The sequence below is a fragment of the Aeromonas sp. FDAARGOS 1415 genome (assembly GCF_019048365.1).
Classification (GTDB): Bacteria; Pseudomonadota; Gammaproteobacteria; order Enterobacterales; family Aeromonadaceae; genus Aeromonas; species Aeromonas taiwanensis.
The window spans coordinates 1,337,093-1,360,000 of record NZ_CP077363.1 but is presented as its reverse complement, the minus strand read 5'-3'; the positions used below and the strand labels follow the sequence as shown (position 1 = coordinate 1,360,000).

The following is a 22,908-nucleotide window of genomic DNA, read 5'->3' as shown; positions in this document are numbered from 1 at the left end:
CGGCTGATAGCGCCATTGCTTAATCGCCCCCATGGCCGCCCGCTCGAACTGACGCTTCGGCTTGGCCTCGACCACTTCCACATCCTGTACCCGGCCGTCGGCATCGACGCTGAAACGTAAGGTGACAGCCCCTTCGATGCCTGCCTGCTGGGCCCGATAGGGATAGACAGGCTCGATCCGCTGCAATGGAATCAGCATGTCACCGGCACCGATCCCGGCCCCCTGTTGCTGGCCATGGAAGTTGCCGCTCGCGACCGGGTTGGGGCTGGTCGCGACGCCGGGGGCATAGACCTGCACCGCGCTGAGGCTGGAGACCAGATCCAGGCTCGGCTGTACCGAGGGCAGCGGGGCCGCCGCCGGCATGGGCAGCGGCGTCGAGGCCAGGGCGGCAGGCGGCTCCGGCAGGGGTTCCGGCTCTTGGGGTACCGGGCGCTCGCGCACCTGTACCTCTGTCACCTCGTTCTGCATGTTGATGACGATGGACTTCTGCTCGGCGCTCGCCTTCTCCCCTCTGGGCGGCTCCACCAGGGTGGCCATGAACAACAGGATCCCCAGACTGAGGGCAATCCCCAGTCCCAGGCTCATCAGCTTGTATTTCATTTCGGTGCCACCGCCACGGCGATGTTGGCGATGCCCGCCGCCTTGGCCTCATCCATCACCCGCACCACCTTACCGTGGGGCACCCGCTCGTCGGCCTGGATCACCAGGCTGGCATCAGGCTGTTCCGCCAGCAGCCGGGCGACGCTGGTCTGTACTCGCTCCACGTCGATCTGCTTGCGGTCGAGGAATATCTGCCCCTGAGGACCGATCGCCAGCATGATGCTGGAGGACTTCTGCGCCTTGGCCTGGCTGGCCTGCGGCCTGTGCACCTCGAGCCCGGCTTCCCGCACGAAGGAGGTGGTGACAATAAAGAAGATCAGCATGATGAACACGATATCCAGCATGGGGGTCATGTCGATCTGCACTTCGTCGCGCTGGCGTTTGGATTGCCGTCTCATTGCATTACCTTCTCTTCTCGCAGGCCGTCCCGGGTCTTGGCCAGCGCACGCTTGGCCTGGCTCTCGAGCCGGCTGAGTAACAACACGCCGGAGAGCGCGACCACCATGCCAGCCATGGTGGGGATGGTGGCACGGGAGATCCCGCCCGCCATGCTCTCCGGGTTAAAGCGGTTGGCCGCAGCCAACGCATCGAATACCCCTATCATCCCGGTCACTGTACCCAGCAGCCCCAGCATGGGGCAGAGCACCACCAGGGTGCGGATGAAGATCAGATGACGATTGAGCTCAAGCTCGGCCTCGGCCAGCCAGCGTCCGCGAATCGCCCGAGCGTGCCAGCTGTGGCGCTCGCTGCGCGCCTGCCAGCGGTCGAGCAGCTGGCGCTGCAGCGGGGCAAACCCCAGGTTGAGGTAGAGCAGCCGCTCGATCATCAGAATCCACATCAGCACCAGCAGGGCCAGAATGACCCAGAGCACCGGGCCGCCACGGCCCATGAAGCTCTGCAGCTGTTGCCAGATGTCGAGCATCATGCCGCCCGCTCCATCCCGTCACGGTTGCTTTCGGCCCGCTCGGCCAGAATGCCGGCCACCTGCTGCTCCAGCACGTTGGAGAGCTCGGTGAAACGGGATTGCAGCAGGCTGTGGGCCAGGATCAGCGGAATGGCCGCCACCAGACCCTGTACCGTGGTGACCAGCGCCATGGAGATGCCGCCGGCCATGATCTTGGGATCGCCGGTGCCAAACTGGGTGATGGCCTGGAAGGTGCCGATCATCCCGGTCACGGTCCCGAGCAGCCCCAGCATGGGGGCGATGGCCGCGATCACCTTGACCATGCCGATGCCGCGCTCCATGCGAGGGGTCTCCTGCAGGATCGCCTCGTCGAGACGCAGCTCGAGGGTCTCCATGCTCAGCTCGGGATGCTTGTCGGCCACCGTCAGCACCCGACCGAGGGCGTTGTCGGCATGATACTCACCGCTCTTGAGCTGGCGGCGCACCAATGTCAGCTCACGAGAGAGGCTCCACAGCCGTACTCCAGCTATCCCCAGGCCGATGGCGGCCAGCAGCACTATGATGGCGCCGACCTGGCCGCCCTGCTGGACTTGCTGCCAGAAGGTGGGCGCCTGTGCCAGCATTGCCAGCAGGGTGCCATGGGAGGGATCCAGCGGCAGCGCTTCCCCTTCCTGGCCCTGATAGGCGGCCGCGGCGGAGAGCACGTTGCCGGGCAGGCCCAGCACAGGGCTCAGGCCTTCGACGGTTGGCTGCAGGAACCCCTGCTCGCCAAACAGGGCGAAGCTGCCGACCCGGGTCAGTGATTGCTCGCTGGCCGCACCCAGGGCATCCAGCACCTTGCCGTTGAACTGGGCAACCCGGCCCGACTCGCGGATCTCCTGCAACAAGGTGGCAGGCAGCAGGGCAAGGGCGGCACGATCCGGTACCTGCTTCTCCTGCGCCATCGCCTTGAGCGGCGCGAGGCGCTCGGGGTACTGGCCTTCGACCGAGGATTCGCTCAGCAGCTTGACCGCATCGCTGGCCCCCTGACGGGTCACCGCAAAGATCTCGTTCATGTCGCCGGAGGCTTGCTCCCACTGGGCATTGAGCTCCACCAGCTGCTTCTCATTGGTGGCGAACTGGCTGGCCAGCTCCTTGCTCAGGCGCTGGGCCTCGGCCAGCTTGGCGCGGGCACTGTTCAGCTCCTTGGAGACGGACGCCAGATCCTGCTGTGCCTGCTGTTCACGGGCCTGTTCCTGCTGCTGCCAGGCTTCCTCGGCCACGGCGGCAGTGGTGCCCAGAGTGAGGGCTAAGGCGAGGGGGAACCACTTCATGGTGACGCTCATGACTGGGCCTCCTGACTACGGCTGACGGAAAGGGGGACATTCAACAACTGGGGAACCTTCTTGTCGGCGGCCATCTCCAGCGCCTCGGCGATAGGGGAGAGCCACTGGCTGTCGAGGGACTGCCACTGCTTGCTCTGCGCAGACCAGCGCCACGCCTGGCTGCGATCGGCAGTCATGGCCAGCAGGGAGACGCGGCCCACCGCCAGCACGTCGACCCGGCGCGGTTCGCCGTCCAGTACAAGCTCGGCGACATAGCTGTCGAGCCGGCTGCCGTATTCGGCTTCGATCTGGTAGGCCTGCAGCAGCTGGCGGAATTTCTCCGCCTCGCTCACATCGGCCCTGGCCAGGGTGGCTTTCAGCTGTTCAACTCGCGCCATGCGATCTTCCTTGCGCAGCGGAATGTCGCTCTCCACCAGCTGTTCCAGGTCCGCCTGCATCTGCAGCATCAGCGGAACCAAACCCTGTCGAGTCTCCTGTACCGCCTCCAGTTGCTGGGTGAGCTTGCCCAACTCCTGCTGCTGATCGGCCACCAGCGTCTGCATGTAGCGGTTGTAGGCTTCCAGATCCCGCAGTTGCAGCTGCGCATTTTGCAGCTCCGCCCTGGCGGCAACGGCCGCATCGGCGGCTTTTTCAACACGCAATTGGGAAGACTTCCCGTCGGCTATGCTTTTTTTCAGTTCGGGCGCGACCATATCGTCGGCAGAGGCGACGAAATGAACGGCCAATGGCAACAAGGCCAGACCCCAAAACTTGTTCATGATATAAATCTTAACAATGATAACTATTCTCATTGTCTCAGAGAGTCGCGCCAGTGGCAATCAGATGATTTTCTTGGCCTGCGACCGAAAAAACAGGATACTTTTTAGACAAGTACGGGATTAACTGGCGTTGGAAGTCGCAACTCCATTCTAAATAACTAAAAAATGTCTTTTCGATCAGGATGATAAGTGGTCGAAAAAGGATATTTACATGTTTAACGATGCGATCTGGGAACACATAGATCGGTTCACGAAGGCCAAGAAGACTTGCGACATCCAGCAGCAACTGGAGCGTTTCAGTCACCAGATGGGTTTTGATTACTTCCGGCTGCTGATCATTTTTCCCATCAGCATGCAAAAGTCACATGTCGCCTTGTTCAACAACTGCCCCACCAGCTGGTTCGACGCCTACTCGGAGCGCCACTACCTGACCCAGGATCCCGTGGTCTTCCTGGGACTGAAGCAGACCCAGCCCATCTTCTGGAACAAGCTCGATTGCGACTCCCCCTGGTTGCCCAGTGCCAGCCAGGAAGTCATGAATCTGGCCGCCGACTTCGGAGTCAGAAACGGGGTCTCCTTCCCGCTCCACACCCCGCAGGGGGAGCACGGCATCCTCTCCTTCATCAGCAAGGAAAAATCCAGCTCCGACCTGATGTTTGAAAACGTTCCCTTGCTGTCGTTCTGCGCCAGCTACATCTTCAACTCGGCACTTCAGCTGATAAAAAGCAGGCCCGAGCTGATGAGGCACCTGACCGAGCTGTCGGATCGGGAGAAGGAGTGCCTGTTCTGGGCCAGCGAGGGCAAGACCTCCTGGGAGATCGCCACCATCCTCGGGATCAGCGAGCGCACCGTGAACTTCCACCTCAATCAGGTCACCAACAAGACGGATTCGAAGAATCGCAACCAGGCCATCGCCAAGAGCATCTCCAGCGGCATCATAGTGCCCTCCCTGGATGACGTGACCATCACCAACCTGCGGTTGTCGTGACGCCGGCCCGGCGGCACAGCCAATAAAAAAAGAGCCGCAATGCGGCTCTTTTTTCATTCATGACAATGGCTTATTCCACGGTCACGGATTTCGCCAGGTTGCGCGGCTGATCCACATCGGTGCCCTTGATGAGGGCGACGTGGTAGGAGAGCAGTTGCAGCGGCACGGTATAGACGATGGGGGCGATCACCTCTTCCACGTGGTTCAGGCACATCACTCGCATGGTCTCGTCGCTCTTGAAGCCGGTATCCGCATCGGCGAACACATAGAGGATGCCGCCGCGAGCACGCACCTCTTCCACGTTGGACTTGAGCTTCTCCAGCAGATCGTTGTTCGGCGCCACCACTATGATGGGCATCTCGGCATCGATCAGGGCCAGCGGACCATGCTTCAGCTCACCGGCAGCATAGGCCTCGGCGTGGATGTAGGAGATCTCTTTGAGCTTGAGCGCCCCTTCCATGGCAATGGGGTACTGGCTGCCACGGCCGAGGAACAGGCTGTGGTGCTTGTCGGCAAACTCTTCGGCCAGGGTCTCGATCTGCTTGGCCAGCGCCAGGCTCTCCTTGATGCGCAGCGGCAGGGCTTGCAGCGCCTTGACCAGCTCGGCCTCGGCGGCTGCGCTCAGGTTGCCACGGCAGTGGCCGACGGAGGCCACCAGCATCAGCAAACCCGCCAGCTGGGTGGTAAACGCCTTGGTGGAGGCTACCCCGATCTCGGCGCCGGCCCGGGTCATAAAGGCCAGGTCCGACTCGCGCACCAGAGAGGAGCCCGGCACGTTGCAGATAGCCAGGGAGCTCATGTAGCCGGACTCCTTGGCCAGGCGCAGCGCGGCCAGGGTATCGGCAGTCTCACCGCTCTGGGAGAGAGTCACCAGCAGGCTGTTGGGGCGCACCACGGACTTGCGGTAGCGAAACTCGGAGGCGATCTCCACGTCGCAGGAGACGCCGGCGATCTCCTCGAACCAGTAGCGGGCCACCATGCCGGAGTTGTAGGAGGTGCCACAGGCGACGATCTGCACGTGCTCGACCTTGTCGAAGATGGCGCGTGCGCCGTTGCCGAAGGACTCGACCACCACGTGATCACTGCCCAGACGCCCTTCCAGGGTGTTGGTGATGGCCTTGGGCTGCTCGTAGATCTCCTTGAGCATGTAGTGGCGGTATTCGCCCTTGTCACCGGCATCGTGGGAGAGCTCGGACTCCAGCTCCTCGCGCACCACGGCCTCGCCGTGGGTATCGAAGATATGCACGTCGCGGCGGGTCACCTCGGCCACGTCACCCTCTTCCAGGAAGATGAAGCGACGGGTCACCGGCAGCAGCGCCATCTGGTCGGAGGCGATGAAGTTCTCGCCGATGCCGCGACCGATCACCAGCGGGGAGCCGGAACGGGCCACCACCACACGGCTGTCGTCACGGCTGTCCATGACCACGGTGCCGTAGGCGCCGCGCAACTGCTTCACCGCGACCTGCATGGCCGCCAGCAGGCTGGGGGCGGATTTCAGTTCGTGGTGCACCAGGTGGGCGATCACCTCGGTGTCGGTGTCGGAGCTGAACACATAACCCAGCGCCTTGAGCTCTTCACGCAGCTCTTCGTGGTTCTCGATGATGCCGTTGTGCACCACCACGATATGCTCGGAGACGTGGGGGTGGGCATTGCGCTCGGACGGCTCGCCGTGGGTGGCCCAGCGGGTATGGGCGATGCCGGTACCGCCGTGTACGGACTGCTCTTCCAGCGCCTTGGCCAGCTCGGCCACCTTGCCCAGACGACGCACCCGCTGCAACGGACGATCGGCGCTGAACACGGCGACCCCGGCAGAGTCATAGCCACGGTATTCAAGACGGCGCAGGCCCTCTACCAGAATTTCAGCCACATCACGTTGGGCGACGGCCCCGACGATGCCACACATAGACTTCTCCTTGAGACGTAAGACGTTAATTCGATTGGATAATGGATTGTTCAGGTCAAACGGCCACGGGGGCGCAAATCAGCGTGATCCCCCTGGCCTGGATCTGTTCTCTGGCCTCACCAGCCAGCCCCTCATCGGTCACCAGGGTATGGATGCTGGACCAGGGCAGCTCGAGATTGGGGATCTTGCGGCCGATCTTCTCCGACTCCACCATGACGATGACCTCCCGCGACACCTCGGCCATGACCCGGGACAACCCCACCAGCTCGTTGAAGGTGGTGGTACCACGCTCAGGGTCGATGCCGTCGGCGCCGATGAAGAGCTGGTCGAAGTCATAGGATCGCAGCACCTGCTCCGCCACCTGGCCCTGGAAGGACTCGGAATGTGGGTCCCAAGTGCCTCCGGTCATTAACAGGGTAGGCTCATTTTCCAGCTCGCGCAGGGCGCCGGCCACATTGAGGGAGTTGGTCATTACGATGAGGCCGCGCTTGTTGCCCAGCATGGGGATCATGGCGCTGGTGGTGCTGCCGCTGTCGATGATGACGCGGTTGTGATCGCGGATCCGCTCGGCGGCGGCGCGGGCAATGGCCAGCTTTCGTTTCGAAACCTGATCTGGGTTGCTGTCCACCACCATCTCGCTAGGCAGGGGCACGGCACCACCGTAACGGCGCAGCAGCAGGCCACCGGTCTCCAGCACGGCCAGATCCTTGCGGATGGTCACTTCGGAAGTGGAGAAGTGCCTGGCCAGGGCGTCGACGCTCACTTCACCCTGTTCCTGTACCAGGCTGACGATGGTGTGGCGACGCTGTTGAGTGTTGCGTTTGGTCATCTTTAAGTTTCGATTCGAAAGAATGGCGAAATATTAATGCCTTTTCGGGAAAAATCAAACGGCAAATAGGATCCAATTTGGTTCGATGCCAGAATGGGCAAGCCGATTTGCGACGAGGACATCATGCAAAAACGACTCATCTGGCTGGTGGAAGACGAGGCCAGCATTGCCGACACCCTGATCTACGCCCTGCAGACCGACGGTTTCGAGGTGGAGTGGTTCCCTCTCGGCCAGCCGTTGCTGGCGCGACTGGAACAGACGCGACCGGACTTCCTCATTCTGGATGTGGGGCTGCCGGACATCAGCGGCTTCGAGCTGTGCAAGCAGATTAGGGCCCGTTGCGACGTTCCGCTGATGTTCCTCACCGCCCGCAGCGAGGAGATAGACCGCCTGATCGGGCTGGAGATCGGGGCCGACGACTATGTGGCCAAGCCCTTCTCTCCGCGGGAGGTGTGCGCCCGGGTGCGGGTCATCCTGCGCCGCAGCCAGCCGGTCGCCCCCCGGCAGGAGCACTTCCTGGTGCTGGACGAGGAGCGGGCCCGCATCTGCTTCCTGGGGCAGCCGCTGGCCCTCACCCGCTACGAATACCTGTTGCTCAAGACGCTCATGCAGTCCCCCGGCCGGGTCTACTCCCGCCAGCAGCTGATGGATCTGGTGTGGAGCGGGGCGGAGGAGAGCCTGGACCGCACCGTCGATACCCACATCAAGACCCTGCGCGCCAAGCTGAGGGATCGGGACCCGGAAGCCAACCTGATCCTGACCCACCGCGGGCTGGGCTACAGCCTGGAGCTGGCATGAACGCCCAGCTGCCGGGCACCTGCCGGAGGCTGACATGAGGATCGGACTGCAACTGCTGTGCGGGCTGGTGCTGATCTTTGCGCTGGCCGCCTGGTTCGTGCTGGAGATCTTCGTCGAGGAGATCAAACCCGGGGTGCGCAGCGCCACCGAAGACACCCTGGTGGACATGGCCCATATGCTGGCCCCCCTGGCCCTGGACGACATGCAGGAAGGGAAGATGGCGAATGGCCGGCTCGCCAGCGCCTTCGCCCGCCTCAACCAGAACCCCATCAACGCCCTCATCGACGGCCACCTCAAGCAGCAGGCGGAGTACCGCATCTATGTGGTCGACCGCTGGGGCAAGGTGGTTTACGACTCGGACGGGGTGGATCTGGGCAAGGACTACTCGCGCTGGAACGACGTCTACCTCACCCTGCGCGGCGAATACGGCGCCCGCAGCACCCGCAGCGATCCTGACGATCCCGCCAGCTCGGTGATGCACGTCGCCGCCCCGCTGCGGGAAGGGGACGACATCCTGGGCTCCCTCACCGTCGCCAAGCCCAACCGCACCCTGCTGCCCATGATAGCGCGCAGCGAGCACCAGTTGCTGCAGGGGGCGGCCCTGCTGCTGTGCATCTCCCTGCTCATCGGCGCCCTGCTGGTGTGGTGGCTCAACCGCGCCATCGGCAAGCTGGTGCACTATGCCGATGCGGTCAGCCAGGGCCAGCCCGCCACTCTGCCACGCCTCTACAGCCCGGAGCTGGATCGGCTCGGCCACTCCCTGGAGATCATGCGTCGCCAGCTGGACGGCAAGGCCTACATCGAAGCCTATGTGCACAGCCTGACCCACGAGCTCAAGAGCCCGCTGGCCGCCATCCGCGGGGCAGGGGAGATCCTGGCCGAGGCGCCGCCAGCCGAAATAGCGACGCGCTTTATCGGCAACATCAATCTGGAGACGGCCCGCATGCAGCAGCTGATCGAGCGGATGTTGCAGCTCGCCAGGCTGGAGTCGGGGCAGGGGCTGGACAGACAATCGGTGGAACCCGCCCGGCTGGGCAGGCGAGCGAGCGATGCCCGCCAGATCGCCGCCGAGCGTCGCCAGATCACCTTGTTGAGTGCGCTGGACGAAGCACAGAAACAGAAGTGGGATCCCCTGCTGGTGGAGCAGGCCCTCGGCAACCTGCTGGACAACGCCCTCGACTTCTCCCCCGTCGGCAGCACCCTCAGGCTGAGTGGCACCATGGAGGAGGGGGGTTACTGTTTCCGGGTACGGGATCAGGGGCCGGGTATCCCGGCCTACGCCCTGCCACGCATCTTCGAGCGCTTCTATTCGCTACCCAGACCCGACAAGGGCAAGAGCAGCGGCCTCGGGCTCAGCTTTGCCCTGGAAGTGGCGCGCCAGCACGGCGGCCGGCTGACCCTGACCAACCAGCCTGACGGCGGCGTGCTGGCAGAACTCTGGCTCCCCGCCAGCTAAGGCACTTCACACTGAACACACAGAGCCGGGCTAAGCTGCGCCCTCTCGATGCCGACCCTTCCCCGTCGATGCGCATTCCCATGAATCAAGGAGAGAGTGATGTCCCGTATTCTGTTGCCCGGCCTGTTTGCCGCCGGACTCTTCTGTGCCTTTCCCGCCAGCGCTGCCTCAGGCTGCACGCTGTTTGCCGATGGCACAGGCAAACCCCTCAGTGCCGAGGGAGAGTGTGCCGCCCAGCTGACCCCCGCCTCCACCTTCAAGATCCCGCTGGCCCTGATGGGTTATGACAGCGGCTTCCTGGTGGATGAACAGCTGCCCGCCCTGCCGTTCAAACCCGGCGATGCCGACTTTCTGCCCGAATGGCGTGAGACCGCCACCCCGAGCCGCTGGATGACCTATTCGGTGATCTGGTATTCCCAGCGCCTCACCGAATGGCTGGGGGAGGCGCGCTTCCAGCACTACGTCGACCGCTTCGACTATGGCAACCGGGATCTCTCGGGCAACCCGGGCAAGCACGACGGTCTGACCCAGGCCTGGCTCAGTTCGAGCCTGACCATCAGCCCCCAGGAGCAGGCCCGCTTCCTCGGCAGGATGGTGAGCGGCAAGCTGCCGGTCTCCGCCCAAACCCTGCAGTACACCGCCAATATCCTCAAGGTGAGCGAGATCGACGGCTGGCAGATCCACGGCAAGACCGGCATGGGCTACCCGAAAAAACTGGATGGCAGCCTCGACCGGGATCAGCAAATAGGCTGGTTCGTCGGCTGGGCCAGCAAACCGGGCAAACAGCTCATCTTCGTCCACACCCTGGTGCAGAAACCCGGCAAGCAGTTCGCCTCCCTCAAGGCCAAGGAAGAGGTGCTGGCCGCCCTGCCGGCCAAACTGAAATCCCTGTGATGCAAGACCGGCGCCCTGCGCCGGTTTTTTTATCCCCCTTCACCTCCACTTCACACAGCCCCATCCCCCCTTCACCCGCCCCAGTCACACTCGCGCCATCAACGAGGAGACGTGTCATGGTCAAACAGATATTCAGCCACAAGATCTTTCTGCTGCTGTTGCTCAGCCTGCTGCTGATGGTGCCGGTACATTCCATCATGGAGCTGAACCGGGAGCGCCAGGCCTATCGCAGCCAGGCCATCCACAGCATCATGGCCAGCAGTAGCGGGCCGCAGCGGCTGCTGGGGCCGGTCGTGGTGCAGCCTTATACCCGCACCGTCACGGTGGAACAGGATGGCAAGCGCTTCGAGCGCAAGCTACCGCTCTATCGCTACCTCTTGCCGGAGCAGCTGGATGTGCAGGCCAGCATGGAGGTGACCCCGCGCAAGCTCGGCATCTACCAGACCCAGGTCTATCACACCCGGCTCTCCCTCTCCGGGCGACTGCCTGCCGAGCTGAACGGTAAAACCCTGATCAGCAGTGAACCGGATCTGACCGTCGACGGGACCGATCCCGCGCTGGTGGCAGGCAAACCCTATCTGAGCCTGGTGCTGTCCGATGCCCGCGGCATCAACCGGGTACCCGAGCTGCAACTGGGGGAGCAGCGCATCCCGTTCGCCCCCGGCGCCTTGCTGGGTGACGGACTGGCCGGCATCCATGCGCCGCTCGCGGCCCTGCCGGGGGAGGGCGGCGCCTTTCACATCGAGCTGGATTTGCAGGGGATGAACCAGCTGGAAGTGGTGCCGCTCGGCCAGAACAGCAGGCTCAACCTCGCCAGCAATTGGCCCCACCCCAACTTCATCGGCGACTTTCTGCCGGGCAGCCGCACCCTTACCGCCAGCGGCTTCGAGGCCAGCTGGCAGAGCAGCTGGTTTGCCACCGACATGGAGAGCCGTTTCAACCGCATGATGCGGGGAGGGGACGAGCCGTTACCCAGCTTCAGCGTCAGCCTGGTGCAACCGGTGGATCACTACCAGCTGAACGAGCGGGCCGCCAAGTATGCGCTGCTGTTCATCGGCCTCACCTTCCTCAGCTTCTTCATGTTCGAGCTGCTCAGGGGGCTGCGGGTGCACCCGATCCAGTACGCCCTGGTGGGCATGGGGCTGGCCATCTTCTATCTGGTGCTGCTGGCGCTGACCGAGCATCTGGGCTTTGCCTGGGCCTATCTGGTTGCCGCCCAGGCCAGCGTGGCCCTCAACGGCTTCTACCTTAGCCATGTGCTGGGGGGGCCGAAACAGGGCATGGGATTCGCGGCCCTGCTGGGGCTGGTCTACGCCATCCTGTTCGGCTTGCTGCAGGCCGAGGAGATAGCCCTGCTGCTCGGCGCCCTGCTGTTGTTCGCCATCCTGGCGCTGGTCATGGTGCTGACCCGCAAGCTGGACTGGTATCGGGTGATGGGGAACGCCCCGACGCCCCCCGCCACCGGGCAGGAGAACTGAAAACAAAACCGGCGCCATCAGGCGCCGGTTTGCATTTCATTGATCGGGCATCACTTCTTTTTGACCGGGCGCGCCCAGTTCTGGATATGACGCTGGGGCACCCGGGTGATTACCAGCTCGTTTTCCGCCACGTCCTTGGTGATGGTGGAGCCGGCCCCCAGGGTCGCCCCCTTGCCGATCCGCACCGGCGCCACCAGCTGGGTGTCGGAGCCGACAAAGACGTCATCCTCAATGATGGTCTGGAACTTGTTCACCCCGTCGTAGTTGCAGGTGATGGTGCCGGCGCCGATGTTCACCTTGGCACCGATCTCCGCATCCCCCAGGTAGGTCAGATGACCGCACTTGGACCCCACTCCGAGCCGCGCCTTCTTCATCTCGACGAAATTGCCGACGTGGGCGTCCTGCTCCAGCACGGCGCCCGGGCGCAGACGGGTGAAGGGACCGACCGAGCACTGATCCGCGATCTGTGCCCCTTCAATGACAGAGTAGGGTTTCACCTCGGTGTGATCGCCGATCACGCAATCCTTCAGCACGGCTCCGGCCCCGATGCGCACGTGGTTGCCCAGTACCACCTTGCCTTCGATGATGACGTTGACGTCGATCACGACTTCTTCCCCGATCTCCAGGGTGCCGCGCAGATCGAAGCGGGCCGGGTCGATCAGGGTGGCGCCGGCGATCATCAGCTTCTCGGCCTGCATCTGCTGGTAGCTGCGCTCGAGTTGGGCCAACTGCACCCGGTTGTTGGCTCCTTCCACTTCCATGGCGCTGTCCGGATGAACCGCGGCGATGGGGCAGTTGTCGGCGTGGGCCATGGCAATGACGTCGGTCAGATAGAACTCGCCCTGGGCGTTCTTGTTGTCCAGACGCGACAGCCAGCTGCGCAGCTGGCCGCCGTTGGCCACCAGCACGCCGGTGTTCACCTCGCGGATGGCGAGCTGCTCGGCGTTGGCATCCTTCTGCTCGACGATGCCGACCACCTGGCCATTGCTGCGCACGATGCGGCCATAGCCGGTGGGGTTGTCCAGCACCACGGTCAGCAGGGCCATGCCATCGCTTGCCTTGGCCGCCAGCAGCCGCTGCAGGGTCTCGGGCTGGATCAGCGGGGTATCGCCGTACAGCACCAGCACGTCGTCTTCGTCGTTCCAGAACGGGATGGCCTGGGCCACCGCGTGGCCGGTTCCCAGCTGCTGGGCCTGCAGTACCCAGTTCACATCTTCCGCGACGATCCGCTCCTTGAGGAGCTCGGCACCGTGGCCATAGACCAGGTGCAACTGTTCGGCACCAATCTGGCGAGCGGTATCGATCACATGGGAGACCATGGGCTTGTTGGCCACGGGGTGCAGCACCTTGGGGAGAACAGAACGCATACGAGTACCTTTACCCGCAGCCAGGATCACGACATTGAGAGACATAGCTAGCCTTTGAAACAGGTGGAAATGCTGGGCGGAGTCTATCCAACGGGCAAAAAAAAAGCGACCCGAAGGTCGCTTTTTGCATCACCGTGATTAGCGGTAATTCTTTTTGACGATATCGATAACCCGCAGCTGGGCCATCGCTTTGGCCAGCTCGGCAGACGCCTGAGCATAGTCGATATCACCATGGGAGCTGTTGATCCGCTCTTCGGCACGACGCTTGGCTTCCTGGGCTTTCGCCTCATCCAGGTCATCGGCGCGAATGGCGGTATCGGCCAGCACGGTCACGGCTTCGGGTTGTACTTCCAGCATGCCGCCGGAGATGTACAGCACCTCTTCGCTACCATTTTGCTTGATCAAGCGGACCAGGCCCGGCTTGATGGCAGTCAGCAACGGAGCATGACCGTGGCGGAGACCCAGCTCACCTTCGGAGCCTGATACCTGGGCGGATTGCACGCGACCGGAAAACAGTTTTCCTTCGGCGCTCACCACATCCAGGTGAAAGGAGATCATCTCAGCCATGGGCCCTCCTATCGAGGCTTACAGTTTCTTGGACTTCTCGACGACTTCGTCGATGCCGCCAACCATGTAGAACGCCTGCTCCGGCAGATCGTCGTACTCGCCCTTCAGGATGCCCTGGAAGCCACGGATGGTTTCCTTCAGCGGCACGTATTTGCCCGGGGAACCGGTAAATACTTCGGCCACGAAGAACGGCTGGGACAGGAAACGCTCGATCTTACGGGCACGGGCTACGGTCAGTTTGTCTTCTTCTGACAGTTCATCCATACCCAGGATGGCGATGATGTCCTTCAGCTCCTTGTAGCGCTGCAGTACGGTCTGAACGCCACGAGCGGTCTCGTAGTGCTCCTTGCCTACCACCAGCGGATCCAGCTGACGGGAGGTGGAGTCCAGCGGGTCAACGGCCGGGTAGATACCCAGTGCCGCGATCTGACGGGACAGTACGACGGTCGCATCCAGGTGGGCGAAGGTGGTCGCCGGAGACGGGTCGGTCAAGTCATCCGCAGGCACGTAAACGGCCTGTACGGAGGTGATGGAACCAGTCTTGGTGGAGGTGATGCGCTCTTGCAGAACACCCATCTCCTCGGCCAGGGTCGGCTGGTAACCTACTGCGGAGGGCATACGGCCCAGCAGTGCGGATACTTCAGTACCGGCCAGGGTGTAACGGTAGATGTTGTCCACGAAGAACAGCACGTCACGACCTTCGTCACGGAACTTCTCGGCCATGGTCAGACCGGTCAGCGCCACGCGCAGACGGTTTCCGGGCGGCTCGTTCATCTGACCGTAAACCAGAGATACTTTGTCCAGTACGTTGGACTCCATCATCTCGTGGTAGAAGTCGTTACCCTCACGGGTACGCTCGCCTACACCGGCGAACACGGAGTAACCGCTGTGTTCGATCGCGATGTTACGGATCAGCTCCATCATGTTGACGGTCTTGCCTACACCGGCACCACCGAACAGACCAACCTTACCACCCTTGGCGAACGGACATACCAGGTCGATAACCTTGATGCCGGTCTCCAGCAGCTCGGTGCTGTTGGACTGATCTTCGTAGCTGGGGGCTTCGCGGTGGATGGACCAACGCTCTTCTTCGCCGATCGGACCCTTCTCATCGATGGGGTCGCCCAGTACGTTCATGATACGGCCCAGGGTCGAGGTACCGACCGGTACCTGGATGGCCTTGCCGCTGTTAACTACTTCCAACCCACGACGCAGACCGTCGGAGGAACCCATGGTGATGCAACGCACGACGCCGCCGCCGATCTGTTGCTGAACTTCCAGTACCAGACCCTGGCCTTGGCCTTCGCTGACAACCTTCAGTGCATCGTACACCTGGGGCACGGCATTCTGCGGGAACTCGATGTCCACCACAGCGCCGATGATTTGGACGATGAAACCGTTACTCATGTCAAATCCTCTAAACCTTTGATAACCCTTGCCTTACACCGCAGCAGCACCGGAAACGATCTCTGTCAGCTCCTGGGTAATACTGGCCTGACGGGCCTTGTTGTATACCAGTTGCAGATCGTTAATCAGGTTGCCGGCGTTGTCAGTCGCGGCTTGCATGGCAACCATTCGGGCTGCCTGTTCACTTGCCAAGTTTTCCACTACCCCCTGGTAGACCTGGGATTCGACGTAGCGAATCAGCAGGGTATCCAGCAGTTGCTTGGGATCCGGCTCATAGAGGTAGTCCCAGTGGTGCTTCTTGGCGAGCTTGCTGTCTTCTGTTACGGGCAAAGGCAGCAGTTGATCGACTTTTGGTTGCTGAACCATGGTGTTGACGAACTTGTTGTACACCAGATACAGCCTGTCAATCTCACCGTTGTCGTAAGCCTTCAGCATGACCTTCACTGAACCGATCAGGTCATTGACGCTCGGGTTGTCACCCAGTCCGGAGACGTGGGCTTTCACCTTGGCGCCGTGCCGTTCAAAGAAGTTGGAGGCCTTGTTACCGATCAATGCCAGGTCAACCTTGGCACCTTTCGCGCTCCATTGCTTCATATCATTGAGGGCAGCCTTGAACAGGTTGATGTTCAGACCACCACACAGGCCACGGTCGGTGGAGACGACGATGTAACCCACTCGCTTCACCTCACGTTCGATGAGGTAGGGGTGCTTGTATTCCAAGTTCCCCTGGGCGATATGGCCGATCACCTTGCGCATGGTTTCAGCGTACGGACGGCTGGCAGACATGCGTTCCTGCGCACGGCGCATCTTGCTTGCTGCCACCATTTCCATAGCGCTGGTGATCTTCTGAGTGTTCTTCACACTCCCGATCTTGTTACGTATCTCTTTTGCGCCGGCCATCTCTTCTCTCCATCAGGTGGCAGCTTGCGCTGCCACACACGCTTACCAGGTCTGGGTTGCCTTGAAGTCATCCAGCAACGCAGTCAGCTTGCCAACGATCGCGTCGTTGTAGTCGGCCTTGGCATTGATTTCAGCCATCAGCTCGGCATGCTGGGTATTGGCGTAAGAGAGCAGAGCGGCTTCGAAGTCGACGATTTTGCTCAGTTCGACATCGGCGAGATAACCCTTCTCGGCGGCGAACAGTACCAGGGACTGTTGTGCCACGCTCATCGGGGTGTACTGCTTCTGCTTCATCAGCTCGGTCACTTTCTGACCATGGTCCAGCTGCTTGCGGGTCGCATCATCCAGATCGGAAGAGAACTGGGCGAATGCGGCCAGTTCGCGGTACTGGGCCAGCGCGGTACGGATACCACCGGACAGCTTCTTGACGATCTTGGTCTGAGCAGCACCGCCCACACGGGAAACGGAGATACCCGGATCAACCGCCGGACGAATACCGGAGTTGAACAGCTGGGAGGTCAGGAAGATCTGGCCGTCGGTGATGGAAATCACGTTGGTCGGAACGAACGCGGACACGTCACCGGCCTGGGTTTCGATGATCGGCAGGGCGGTCAGGGAACCGGTCTGGCCTTTTACTTCACCCTTGGTGAACTTCTCGACGTACTCGGCGTTCACGCGAGCGGCACGCTCGAGCAGACGGGAGTGCAGATAGAAGACGTCACCCGGGTAGGCTTCACGTCCAGGCGGACGGCGCAGCAGCAGGGAGATCTGACGGTAGGCAACGGCCTGCTTGGACAGGTCATCATAGATGATCAGTGCGTCTTCGCCGCGGTCACGGAAGTACTCACCCATGGAGCAACCGGCGTAGGGAGCCAGGTACTGCAGGGCAGCCGCTTCGGAGGCAGAAGCCACGACCACGATGGTGTTGGCCAGGGCACCGTGCTCTTCCAGCTTGCGCACCACGTTGGCGATGGTGGAGGCCTTCTGGCCGATCGCAACGTAGACGCACTTAATGCCGGAGTCTTTCTGGTTGATGATGGTGTCGATCGCGATGGCGGTCTTACCTACCTGACGGTCACCGATGATCAGCTCACGCTGGCCACGACCGATGGGGATCATGGCATCGATGGCTTTCAGACCGGTCTGGACTGGCTGGTCAACAGACTTACGCTCGATAACGCCCGGGGCGATCACTTCGATCGGCGAGAAGCCGTCGTTGTCTACCGGACCCTTACCGTCGATCGGCTGACCCAGGGTGTTGACCACCCGGCCCAACAGACCACGACCGACCGGCACTTCCAGAATACGGCCGGTACCCTTTACTTTCATCCCTTCGGCCAGATCGGCGTAGGGACCCATTACTACGGCACCAACGGAGTCACGCTCCAGGTTCAATGCCAGAGCGAAGCGGTTGCCCGGCAGCTCGATCATCTCACCCTGCATGGCATCGGCCAGACCGTGGATACGAATGATGCCGTCGCTTACAGAAACGATGGTACCTTCGTTACGCGCTTCGCTTTTGACATCAAACTGCGCAATGCGCTGCTTGATCAGCTCGGCGATTTCAGTGGAATTCAGTTGCATGCTCTAATACCCCAATCAAGATTGCAGCGCATCGGCCATGCGATCCAGCTTACCGCGGACCGTGCCGTCGATAACCAGATCACCGGCCTTGATGAGCACCCCGGCCATCAAGGACGCATCTGTGCTGCAATTCAGCTTCACTTTGCGCGCGAGACGTTGTTCCAGAGAAGCCTGAATATTGGCTTTCTGCTGGTCGGTCAGTTCGATCGCCGAAATCACGTCAGCCTGAACCTCTTTGTCCAGTTCAGCCTTGAGCGCGACGAATTCGGCAACGACCGCCGGCAGCACACCCAAGCGACCATTCTCGGCCATCACCCGGATCAGGTTCTGACCGTGCTCGTTGAGCTGCTCACCGCAGACACCGACAAACAGCTTTGCCAGTTCTTCGGCAGCCACAGAGCCGTTTACCAGGCTGTGGATGGTCTCGTTTTCTGCCACCTGAGCGGCGAAATCGAGCATCTCCAGCCATTGGTCAACCGCCTTGTGCTCAACGGCAAACTCGAAAGCAGCCTTGGCGTAGGGGCGAGCGATTGTAGTCAGTTCAGACATAGCCCCGTTCCCGTTACAGTTCTGCTACCAGTTTGTCGACGATGTCGCTGTTGGCAGCCTGGTCGATTTGGCGTGCCAGGATCTTCTCTGCACCCGCGATGGCAAGAGCAGCAACCTGCTTGCGCAGTTCTTCTTTGGCACGATGACGTTCAGCTTCGATCTCTGCACGGCCCTGAGCCAGGATTTTCTCCCGCTCAGCTTGGGCTCCAACAGCAGCCTCATCAATGATCTGTGCCTTGCGTTTGTTGGCCTGATCGATGATTTCAGCAGCCTGAAGCTTGGCTTCTTTCAGCTGATCGGTGGCGTTGGCCTTGGCCAGCTCCAGATCTTTCTTGGCACGATCTGCAGAAGAGAGGCCGTCAGCGATTTCTTTCTGACGGGCTTCGATGGCAGCCATCAGCGGCGGCCATACGTACTTCATGCAAAACACTACGAAGATGAAAAAAGCAACTGCTTGGCCGAGGAGGGTGGCGTTGATATTCACAGCCGATGTCCTCTTTAGTTAGTTAATGGGTTCTGCGTGGGTCTTTACGACTTAGGCAACCGCAAACATCACATACAGACCCAGACCAACGGCGATCATCGGGATCGCATCCACCAGACCCATCACGATGAAGAACTGGGTACGCAGAACAGGGATCAGGTCAGGTTGACGAGCAGCACCTTCCAGGAACTTGCCACCCAGGATACCGATACCGATGGAGGCGCCGATAGCCGCCAGACCCATCATCATTGCAGCGGCGATGTACAGCAGGTCCATGTTCAAGTTTTCCATGAGGATCTCCATTTATTTAGATGTAATTGATTGTATAAAAAGGATTATTTGAGTTGCATCAACCATGGTCTTCCTGCGCCATCGACAGATAGACGATGGTCAGAACCATGAAGATAAACGCCTGCAGAGTGATGATCAGGATGTGGAAGATTGCCCAAGGCACGGACAGAATCCACTGTGACCACCAGGGTAACAAACCCGCAATCAGGATGAAGATCAGTTCGCCAGCATACATGTTGCCGAACAGTCGCAGACCCAATGAAACAGGCTTGGAAATCAACGTGACGGTTTCAAGGATGAAGTTAACCGGGATGGCAGCAGGGTGGTTGAAAGGCTGAAGCGTCAGCTCCTTCACGAACCCGCTGATACCCTTAACCTTGATGCTGTAATACAGGATCAAGAAGAACACGCCCAAAGCCATGGACATGGTGATGTTAACGTCAGCAGAGGGAACCACACGCAGATAGGGAACACCCATCAACTGTGCAGCGTGAGGGATAAAGTCAACGGGGATCAGATCCATCAGGTTCATCAGGAAGATCCACACGAACACCGTCAGGGCCAAAGGTGCGATGACCTTGTTGCGACCATGAAAGATGTCCTTGACGTTACCATTCACAAACTCGACCAGCATCTCCACAAAGCACTGAAGCTTACCGGGTACACCGCTGGTGGCCTTGACGGCAACCTTGCGGAACAACCAGATAAACAGGGCGCCTAGCACGACGGAAAATATCATGGAATCGATATTCACCGTCCAGAACCCGGACCCTACTTGCAGGTGGGTCAGGTGGTGGGAGATATATCCCTGAGGAGTCAGGACTTCTCCGGTTGCAGACATGAGTTTTCCTAATAGTGGTTGTTAAGCGTGAATGAAACTATCCACTGTACAACGAGGGCGAGGATATAAGTGGCGAAGAACGAAGCGGTGTCGACCTCGATCCCGGAGCCAAACATCAGGGCGAAAAGTCCTGTTGTAGTAATGAGCTTAATCCCTGCCCCACCATAAAAGTCCCGCAAGACCAGGCCCACGCTCTCTTTCGTCACCTTGCGGCGCAGAACCCAGAGAGTGAACAGGGCTTGAGGAACCCAGTACATCCCCCCTCCGTAGAGAGAGGATTGTCCGGCAAAGGCCCCCTTCTGGTAAAACCAGACGGAGCTGATTGCCAGGATCAGGACCAGCTGACAAACGAGCATAGCCAAGGCCAGCGTCAAACCTTCCAAGGCTATTTTCTGCTTCACCAACCTACCCCTGAACATTACAGAACTGTAAAAAATCGGGATCCGAAGACCCCAGGTTCACAGCTCAAAAAGCCGGTCAAATTATACCCGTGAAGACGGCTATTGCAACATGGCAAAAATCCTTAATTTTTGCGGCTTTCCGCGCGAAATTAAGGTTATGTTCATAACGAAAGGAATGGATGTTTTATTACTACAAAAAGCGTAAAAATCACGATTCTGACAGGCCAAAATAGCCCAATACTCGGTCCAAATCTGCCAAGTTATCGTAACTTATTACTAACTTGCCGCTATCCTTCTTGCCCGGCTGAAGTTGCACCTGATTGCCAATTTTTTCTGAAATCTGGCGCTCGAGGTAACCAAACTGCGGATCGCGGACGGGTTCACTCTTGGTTTTTGCCGGTTCCAGCGCTTTTTGCACCAGTTTCTCGGTATCTCGCACGGTCAGCCCCTTCTGGGCCACCAGTTTGGCCAGGTCGGACTGGGCCTGGCCGCTCAGGGCCAGCAGGGCACGAGCGTGGCCCATGTCGAGATCGCCGTGCTCCACGAAGCGCTTCACATCCTCGTTGAGCTGGTTCAGGCGCAGCAGGTTGGTGACAGTCGTGCGGGACTTGCCCACCGCTTCGGCCACCTGCTGGTGGGTCAGCTCGAACTCGGTCAGCAGCCGCTGCAGGGCCACCGCCTCCTCGATGGCGTTGAGGTCTTCTCGCTGGATGTTCTCGATGAGCGCGATGGCGACGGCAGCCTCGTCAGGCACGTCCTTGACCAGGCAGGGCACCACCTCGAGCCTGGCCAGCTGGGAGGCCCGCCAGCGCCGCTCACCGGCGATGATCTCGAAACGGTTCTCGCCGATGGAGCGTACCACTATGGGCTGAATCACACCTTGCGCACGAATGGAGTTGGCCAGCTCTTCCAGCGCATCCTGCGACATGTCCTTGCGCGGCTGGTACTTGCCGGACTGCAACCACTCCACCGGCAGCTTGCGCAGCTCCCCCTGGTTGGTGGGGGCCATGGCCTGCTCGGTGCGCTGGTCGCTCATCACCTGTTTCTGGCGGGCGGCCGTGCTGGTGCTGAGCAGGGCGTCCAGCCCCTTGCCCAGCCCACGTTTCTTCGGCGTCATATGCTCTCTCGGTCTGCGGTGATCGGCTGGGACTCCTGTTCCTGGCGACGCAGGATCTCGCCAGCCAGGGCCAGATAGGCCTTGGCCCCCACCGATGATTTGTCATAGTGCATGGCCGGCGCACCGAAGCTCGGTGCCTCGGCCAGTCTTACGTTGCGGGGGATGATGGTGCGATAGACCTTATCCCCGAAGTGCTGTTTCAGCTGATCGGACACATCATTGGCCAACCGGTTGCGATGATCGAACATGGTACGCAGCACCCCTTCGATCTTCAGCTCCGGGTTGACGACGGCCGCCAGCTTGCTGATGGTGTCCACCAGGGCGGTCAGCCCTTCCAGCGCGTAGTACTCGCACTGCATGGGCACCAGCACGGAGTCGGCGGCGGCCATGGCGTTGACGGTCAGCATGTTGAGAGAAGGCGGGCAGTCGATGAAGACGTAGTCGTACTTGTCCCGGACCGAGGCCAGGGCATTGCGCAGGCGGATCTCTCGGGCAAAAAATTCCATCAGGCGGATTTCTGCCGCGGTCACGTCGGCATTGGCGGCGATCAGGTGATAACCCCCGGTGGTTTCGGGGATGAGCACCTCGCCGATGGGGGTATCTTCGATCAGCAGTTCATAGGCCGTGCGCTCGACGTCGTACTTGTCGACACCGCTGCCCATGGTGGCATTGCCCTGCGGATCCAGATCGATCACCAGCACCTTGCGCCGGGTGGCGGCCATGGAGGCGGCCAGATTCACACAGGTGGTGGTTTTACCCACTCCACCCTTCTGGTTGGCTATGGCAATGACTTTTCCCACACTATCCCCTAAATGAATGCGGCGGCCCTATTCGGGCTGGATGGCTTTAAACTCCAGCAGATGGCGTTCGCCTTCCAGTTCCGGCACCACCAGTTTGTGGGTGGCGACCAGACGAATGCTGGCAGGCAGCTGTGCCAGTTCCTGCTCGGGGTATTGTCCCTTGAGCGCCAGGAAGCAGCCCTCGGGTGACGGCAGATGATGGCACCAGCTCAGCATGTCCTCCAGGGAGGCGAAGGCCCGGCTCAGTACACCATCAAATCCCGTCTCGGGTTGATACTCCTCCACCCGGGATTTGACGGGGGTCACATTGGTCAACCCCAGCTCCAGGATCACCTGGCGGATGAAGTTGATCCGCTTGCCCAGGCTGTCGAGCAGCACGAACTGTTTGTCCGGATTGATGATGGCCAGCGGCAGTCCGGGCAGACCCGGGCCTGTGCCCACATCGATGAAGCGCTCACCGTGCAGGTGAGGGCTCACCACCAGGCTGTCGAGGATATGCTTGACCAGCATGGCGTCCGGATCTCGCACCGAGGTGAGATTGTAAGCCTTGTTCCACTTGTGCAGCAACTCGACCAACTGCACCAACTGGGTCTTCTGGGTATCGGTGATAACAATTCCGGCCTGCATGAGCAGGCCGTTCAATCTTTCCAGCATGTTTTCCAACGGG

The 22,908-nt window shown here is 60.7% G+C and carries 25 protein-coding genes (1 of these 25 running past the window's edge); 5 read left to right on the top strand and 20 right to left on the bottom strand.

All coding sequences use genetic code 11. The annotated features are described in order from the left end of the window. The 5 genes in view from I6L45_RS06515 to I6L45_RS06495 are tightly spaced (each overlapping or abutting the next) and all read right to left on the bottom strand, a layout consistent with a single transcriptional unit that may run on beyond the window. Positions 1 to 600 carry the 5' portion of an energy transducer TonB gene (locus I6L45_RS06515; RefSeq protein WP_216983750.1) on the bottom strand. It extends 63 nt beyond the left edge of the window, so 600 of the gene's 663 nt are visible here — the first part of the coding sequence; it begins with the start codon at positions 598 to 600; its stop codon lies off the left edge, out of view. Continuing rightward, on the bottom strand, positions 597 to 998 hold the full coding sequence (locus I6L45_RS06510; RefSeq protein ID WP_139725612.1) for a biopolymer transporter ExbD: 402 nt from the start codon (positions 996 to 998) through the stop codon (positions 597 to 599). Before I6L45_RS06510 ends, I6L45_RS06515 begins: the two co-directional genes overlap by 4 nt. Then, positions 995 to 1,525: a MotA/TolQ/ExbB proton channel family protein gene (locus I6L45_RS06505; RefSeq protein ID WP_042079095.1), complete on the bottom strand. Its 531-nt coding sequence runs from the start codon at positions 1,523 to 1,525 to the stop codon at positions 995 to 997. The genes I6L45_RS06510 and I6L45_RS06505 overlap by 4 nt, the downstream gene beginning before the upstream one ends. After that, positions 1,522 to 2,829, bottom strand: a complete 1,308-nt coding sequence (locus tag I6L45_RS06500) for a MotA/TolQ/ExbB proton channel family protein (protein ID WP_216983749.1) — start codon at positions 2,827 to 2,829, stop codon at positions 1,522 to 1,524. Before I6L45_RS06500 ends, I6L45_RS06505 begins: the two co-directional genes overlap by 4 nt. Continuing rightward, positions 2,826 to 3,587 (bottom strand): DUF3450 domain-containing protein, encoded by a 762-nt coding sequence (locus I6L45_RS06495; protein ID WP_216983748.1) that lies wholly within the window; start codon positions 3,585 to 3,587, stop codon positions 2,826 to 2,828. Before I6L45_RS06495 ends, I6L45_RS06500 begins: the two co-directional genes overlap by 4 nt. Before the next feature lie 211 nt (positions 3,588 to 3,798). Here I6L45_RS06495 and I6L45_RS06490 point away from each other — a divergent pair, with 211 nt between their 5' ends. Further along, on the top strand, positions 3,799 to 4,575 hold the full coding sequence (locus I6L45_RS06490) for a LuxR family transcriptional regulator (protein ID WP_043763855.1): 777 nt from the start codon (positions 3,799 to 3,801) through the stop codon (positions 4,573 to 4,575). Positions 4,576 to 4,645: 70 nt separating this feature from the next. Here the strand turns inward: I6L45_RS06490 and glmS are convergent, their stop codons facing one another. Next, positions 4,646 to 6,478 (bottom strand): glutamine--fructose-6-phosphate transaminase (isomerizing), encoded by a 1,833-nt coding sequence (glmS, locus tag I6L45_RS06485; RefSeq protein ID WP_160839296.1) that lies wholly within the window; start codon positions 6,476 to 6,478, stop codon positions 4,646 to 4,648. Positions 6,479 to 6,533: 55 nt separating this feature from the next. Next, a complete protein-coding gene (locus tag I6L45_RS06480) occupies positions 6,534 to 7,307 on the bottom strand; it encodes a DeoR/GlpR family DNA-binding transcription regulator (protein ID WP_043763850.1) in 774 nt (257 codons plus the stop codon). A gap of 123 nt (positions 7,308 to 7,430) precedes the next feature. Between I6L45_RS06480 and blrA the strand changes: the two genes are divergently transcribed. The 4 genes from blrA to creD all read left to right on the top strand — a co-directional run bounded on the left by blrA (position 7,431) and on the right by creD (position 11,933). Beyond that, entirely contained in the window at positions 7,431 to 8,105 is a 675-nt protein-coding gene (gene blrA / locus I6L45_RS06475) for a beta-lactam response regulator transcription factor BlrA (RefSeq protein ID WP_216983747.1), read from the top strand. Positions 8,106 to 8,139: 34 nt separating this feature from the next. After that, positions 8,140 to 9,561 carry a beta-lactam sensor histidine kinase BlrB gene (gene blrB / locus I6L45_RS06470; RefSeq protein ID WP_216983746.1) on the top strand — a complete coding sequence of 474 codons (1,422 nt, stop codon included), beginning with the start codon at positions 8,140 to 8,142 and terminating at the stop codon, positions 9,559 to 9,561. Between the two features lie 99 nt (positions 9,562 to 9,660). Then, entirely contained in the window at positions 9,661 to 10,455 is a 795-nt protein-coding gene (gene blaOXA / locus I6L45_RS06465) for a class D beta-lactamase (RefSeq protein WP_216983745.1), read from the top strand. 116 nt (positions 10,456 to 10,571) lie between these two features. Continuing rightward, positions 10,572 to 11,933, top strand: a complete 1,362-nt coding sequence (gene creD / locus I6L45_RS06460) for a cell envelope integrity protein CreD (RefSeq protein ID WP_216983744.1) — start codon at positions 10,572 to 10,574, stop codon at positions 11,931 to 11,933. 50 nt (positions 11,934 to 11,983) lie between these two features. Here creD and glmU read toward each other — a convergent pair whose 3' ends face one another. From glmU to rsmG, 13 genes are all read right to left on the bottom strand, one after another. Continuing rightward, positions 11,984 to 13,345, bottom strand: a complete 1,362-nt coding sequence (gene glmU / locus I6L45_RS06455; protein ID WP_216983743.1) for a bifunctional UDP-N-acetylglucosamine diphosphorylase/glucosamine-1-phosphate N-acetyltransferase GlmU — start codon at positions 13,343 to 13,345, stop codon at positions 11,984 to 11,986. Positions 13,346 to 13,438: 93 nt separating this feature from the next. Next, complete coding sequence (locus I6L45_RS06450) at positions 13,439 to 13,867, bottom strand: F0F1 ATP synthase subunit epsilon (protein WP_010672259.1); 429 nt, start codon at positions 13,865 to 13,867, stop codon at positions 13,439 to 13,441. An 18-nt stretch (positions 13,868 to 13,885) separates the two neighbouring features. Next, positions 13,886 to 15,274 (bottom strand): F0F1 ATP synthase subunit beta, encoded by a 1,389-nt coding sequence (atpD, locus tag I6L45_RS06445; protein ID WP_010672260.1) that lies wholly within the window; start codon positions 15,272 to 15,274, stop codon positions 13,886 to 13,888. A 33-nt stretch (positions 15,275 to 15,307) separates the two neighbouring features. Next, entirely contained in the window at positions 15,308 to 16,174 is an 867-nt protein-coding gene (gene atpG, locus I6L45_RS06440; RefSeq protein WP_010672261.1) for a F0F1 ATP synthase subunit gamma, read from the bottom strand. A gap of 42 nt (positions 16,175 to 16,216) precedes the next feature. Further along, positions 16,217 to 17,758, bottom strand: coding sequence for a F0F1 ATP synthase subunit alpha (gene atpA, locus I6L45_RS06435; protein WP_216983742.1), 1,542 nt, complete (start codon positions 17,756 to 17,758; stop codon positions 16,217 to 16,219). Positions 17,759 to 17,773: 15 nt separating this feature from the next. Then, complete coding sequence (gene atpH, locus I6L45_RS06430) at positions 17,774 to 18,307, bottom strand: F0F1 ATP synthase subunit delta (protein WP_043763833.1); 534 nt, start codon at positions 18,305 to 18,307, stop codon at positions 17,774 to 17,776. A 13-nt stretch (positions 18,308 to 18,320) separates the two neighbouring features. Further along, on the bottom strand, positions 18,321 to 18,791 hold the full coding sequence (atpF, locus tag I6L45_RS06425) for a F0F1 ATP synthase subunit B (RefSeq protein WP_043763829.1): 471 nt from the start codon (positions 18,789 to 18,791) through the stop codon (positions 18,321 to 18,323). A 51-nt stretch (positions 18,792 to 18,842) separates the two neighbouring features. Next, complete coding sequence (gene atpE, locus I6L45_RS06420) at positions 18,843 to 19,082, bottom strand: F0F1 ATP synthase subunit C (protein ID WP_010672265.1); 240 nt, start codon at positions 19,080 to 19,082, stop codon at positions 18,843 to 18,845. Positions 19,083 to 19,140: 58 nt separating this feature from the next. Further along, complete coding sequence (atpB, locus tag I6L45_RS06415; protein ID WP_043763825.1) at positions 19,141 to 19,923, bottom strand: F0F1 ATP synthase subunit A; 783 nt, start codon at positions 19,921 to 19,923, stop codon at positions 19,141 to 19,143. Positions 19,924 to 19,931: 8 nt separating this feature from the next. Then, positions 19,932 to 20,342, bottom strand: coding sequence for an ATP synthase subunit I (locus I6L45_RS06410; protein WP_043763823.1), 411 nt, complete (start codon positions 20,340 to 20,342; stop codon positions 19,932 to 19,934). A gap of 190 nt (positions 20,343 to 20,532) precedes the next feature. Further along, positions 20,533 to 21,441, bottom strand: coding sequence for a ParB/RepB/Spo0J family partition protein (locus I6L45_RS06405; RefSeq protein WP_043763820.1), 909 nt, complete (start codon positions 21,439 to 21,441; stop codon positions 20,533 to 20,535). Next, positions 21,438 to 22,241, bottom strand: coding sequence for a ParA family protein (locus I6L45_RS06400; protein ID WP_216983741.1), 804 nt, complete (start codon positions 22,239 to 22,241; stop codon positions 21,438 to 21,440). The genes I6L45_RS06405 and I6L45_RS06400 overlap by 4 nt, the downstream gene beginning before the upstream one ends. A 27-nt stretch (positions 22,242 to 22,268) precedes the next feature. Continuing rightward, complete coding sequence (rsmG, locus tag I6L45_RS06395) at positions 22,269 to 22,895, bottom strand: 16S rRNA (guanine(527)-N(7))-methyltransferase RsmG (protein WP_043763882.1); 627 nt, start codon at positions 22,893 to 22,895, stop codon at positions 22,269 to 22,271. Between the last annotated feature and the right edge of the window lie 13 nt (positions 22,896 to 22,908).

Excerpts from the sequence above, each read along its gene's own strand:
- blrA (WP_216983747.1), top strand. The coding sequence starts at position 7,431 with ATGCAAAAACGACTCATCTGGCTGGTGGAAGACGAGGCCAGCATTGCC.
- I6L45_RS06480 (WP_043763850.1), bottom strand. The coding sequence starts at position 7,307 with ATGACCAAACGCAACACTCAACAGCGTCGCCACACCATCGTCAGCCTG.
- I6L45_RS06505 (WP_042079095.1), bottom strand. The coding sequence starts at position 1,525 with ATGATGCTCGACATCTGGCAACAGCTGCAGAGCTTCATGGGCCGTGGC.
- I6L45_RS06405 (WP_043763820.1), bottom strand. The coding sequence starts at position 21,441 with ATGACGCCGAAGAAACGTGGGCTGGGCAAGGGGCTGGACGCCCTGCTC.
- I6L45_RS06490 (WP_043763855.1), top strand. The coding sequence starts at position 3,799 with ATGTTTAACGATGCGATCTGGGAACACATAGATCGGTTCACGAAGGCC.
- rsmG (WP_043763882.1), bottom strand. The coding sequence starts at position 22,895 with ATGCTGGAAAGATTGAACGGCCTGCTCATGCAGGCCGGAATTGTTATC.
- I6L45_RS06510 (WP_139725612.1), bottom strand. The coding sequence starts at position 998 with ATGAGACGGCAATCCAAACGCCAGCGCGACGAAGTGCAGATCGACATG.
- atpB (WP_043763825.1), bottom strand. The coding sequence starts at position 19,923 with ATGTCTGCAACCGGAGAAGTCCTGACTCCTCAGGGATATATCTCCCAC.
- atpH (WP_043763833.1), bottom strand. The coding sequence starts at position 18,307 with ATGTCTGAACTGACTACAATCGCTCGCCCCTACGCCAAGGCTGCTTTC.
- I6L45_RS06410 (WP_043763823.1), bottom strand. The coding sequence starts at position 20,342 with ATGTTCAGGGGTAGGTTGGTGAAGCAGAAAATAGCCTTGGAAGGTTTG.
- I6L45_RS06500 (WP_216983749.1), bottom strand. The coding sequence starts at position 2,829 with ATGAGCGTCACCATGAAGTGGTTCCCCCTCGCCTTAGCCCTCACTCTG.
- atpE (WP_010672265.1), bottom strand. The coding sequence starts at position 19,082 with ATGGAAAACTTGAACATGGACCTGCTGTACATCGCCGCTGCAATGATG.
- atpG (WP_010672261.1), bottom strand. The coding sequence starts at position 16,174 with ATGGCCGGCGCAAAAGAGATACGTAACAAGATCGGGAGTGTGAAGAAC.
- creD (WP_216983744.1), top strand. The coding sequence starts at position 10,572 with ATGGTCAAACAGATATTCAGCCACAAGATCTTTCTGCTGCTGTTGCTC.
- glmU (WP_216983743.1), bottom strand. The coding sequence starts at position 13,345 with ATGTCTCTCAATGTCGTGATCCTGGCTGCGGGTAAAGGTACTCGTATG.
- blrB (WP_216983746.1), top strand. The coding sequence starts at position 8,140 with ATGAGGATCGGACTGCAACTGCTGTGCGGGCTGGTGCTGATCTTTGCG.
- blaOXA (WP_216983745.1), top strand. The coding sequence starts at position 9,661 with ATGTCCCGTATTCTGTTGCCCGGCCTGTTTGCCGCCGGACTCTTCTGT.
- atpD (WP_010672260.1), bottom strand. The coding sequence starts at position 15,274 with ATGAGTAACGGTTTCATCGTCCAAATCATCGGCGCTGTGGTGGACATC.
- I6L45_RS06495 (WP_216983748.1), bottom strand. The coding sequence starts at position 3,587 with ATGAACAAGTTTTGGGGTCTGGCCTTGTTGCCATTGGCCGTTCATTTC.
- I6L45_RS06450 (WP_010672259.1), bottom strand. The coding sequence starts at position 13,867 with ATGGCTGAGATGATCTCCTTTCACCTGGATGTGGTGAGCGCCGAAGGA.
- atpA (WP_216983742.1), bottom strand. The coding sequence starts at position 17,758 with ATGCAACTGAATTCCACTGAAATCGCCGAGCTGATCAAGCAGCGCATT.
- glmS (WP_160839296.1), bottom strand. The coding sequence starts at position 6,478 with ATGTGTGGCATCGTCGGGGCCGTCGCCCAACGTGATGTGGCTGAAATT.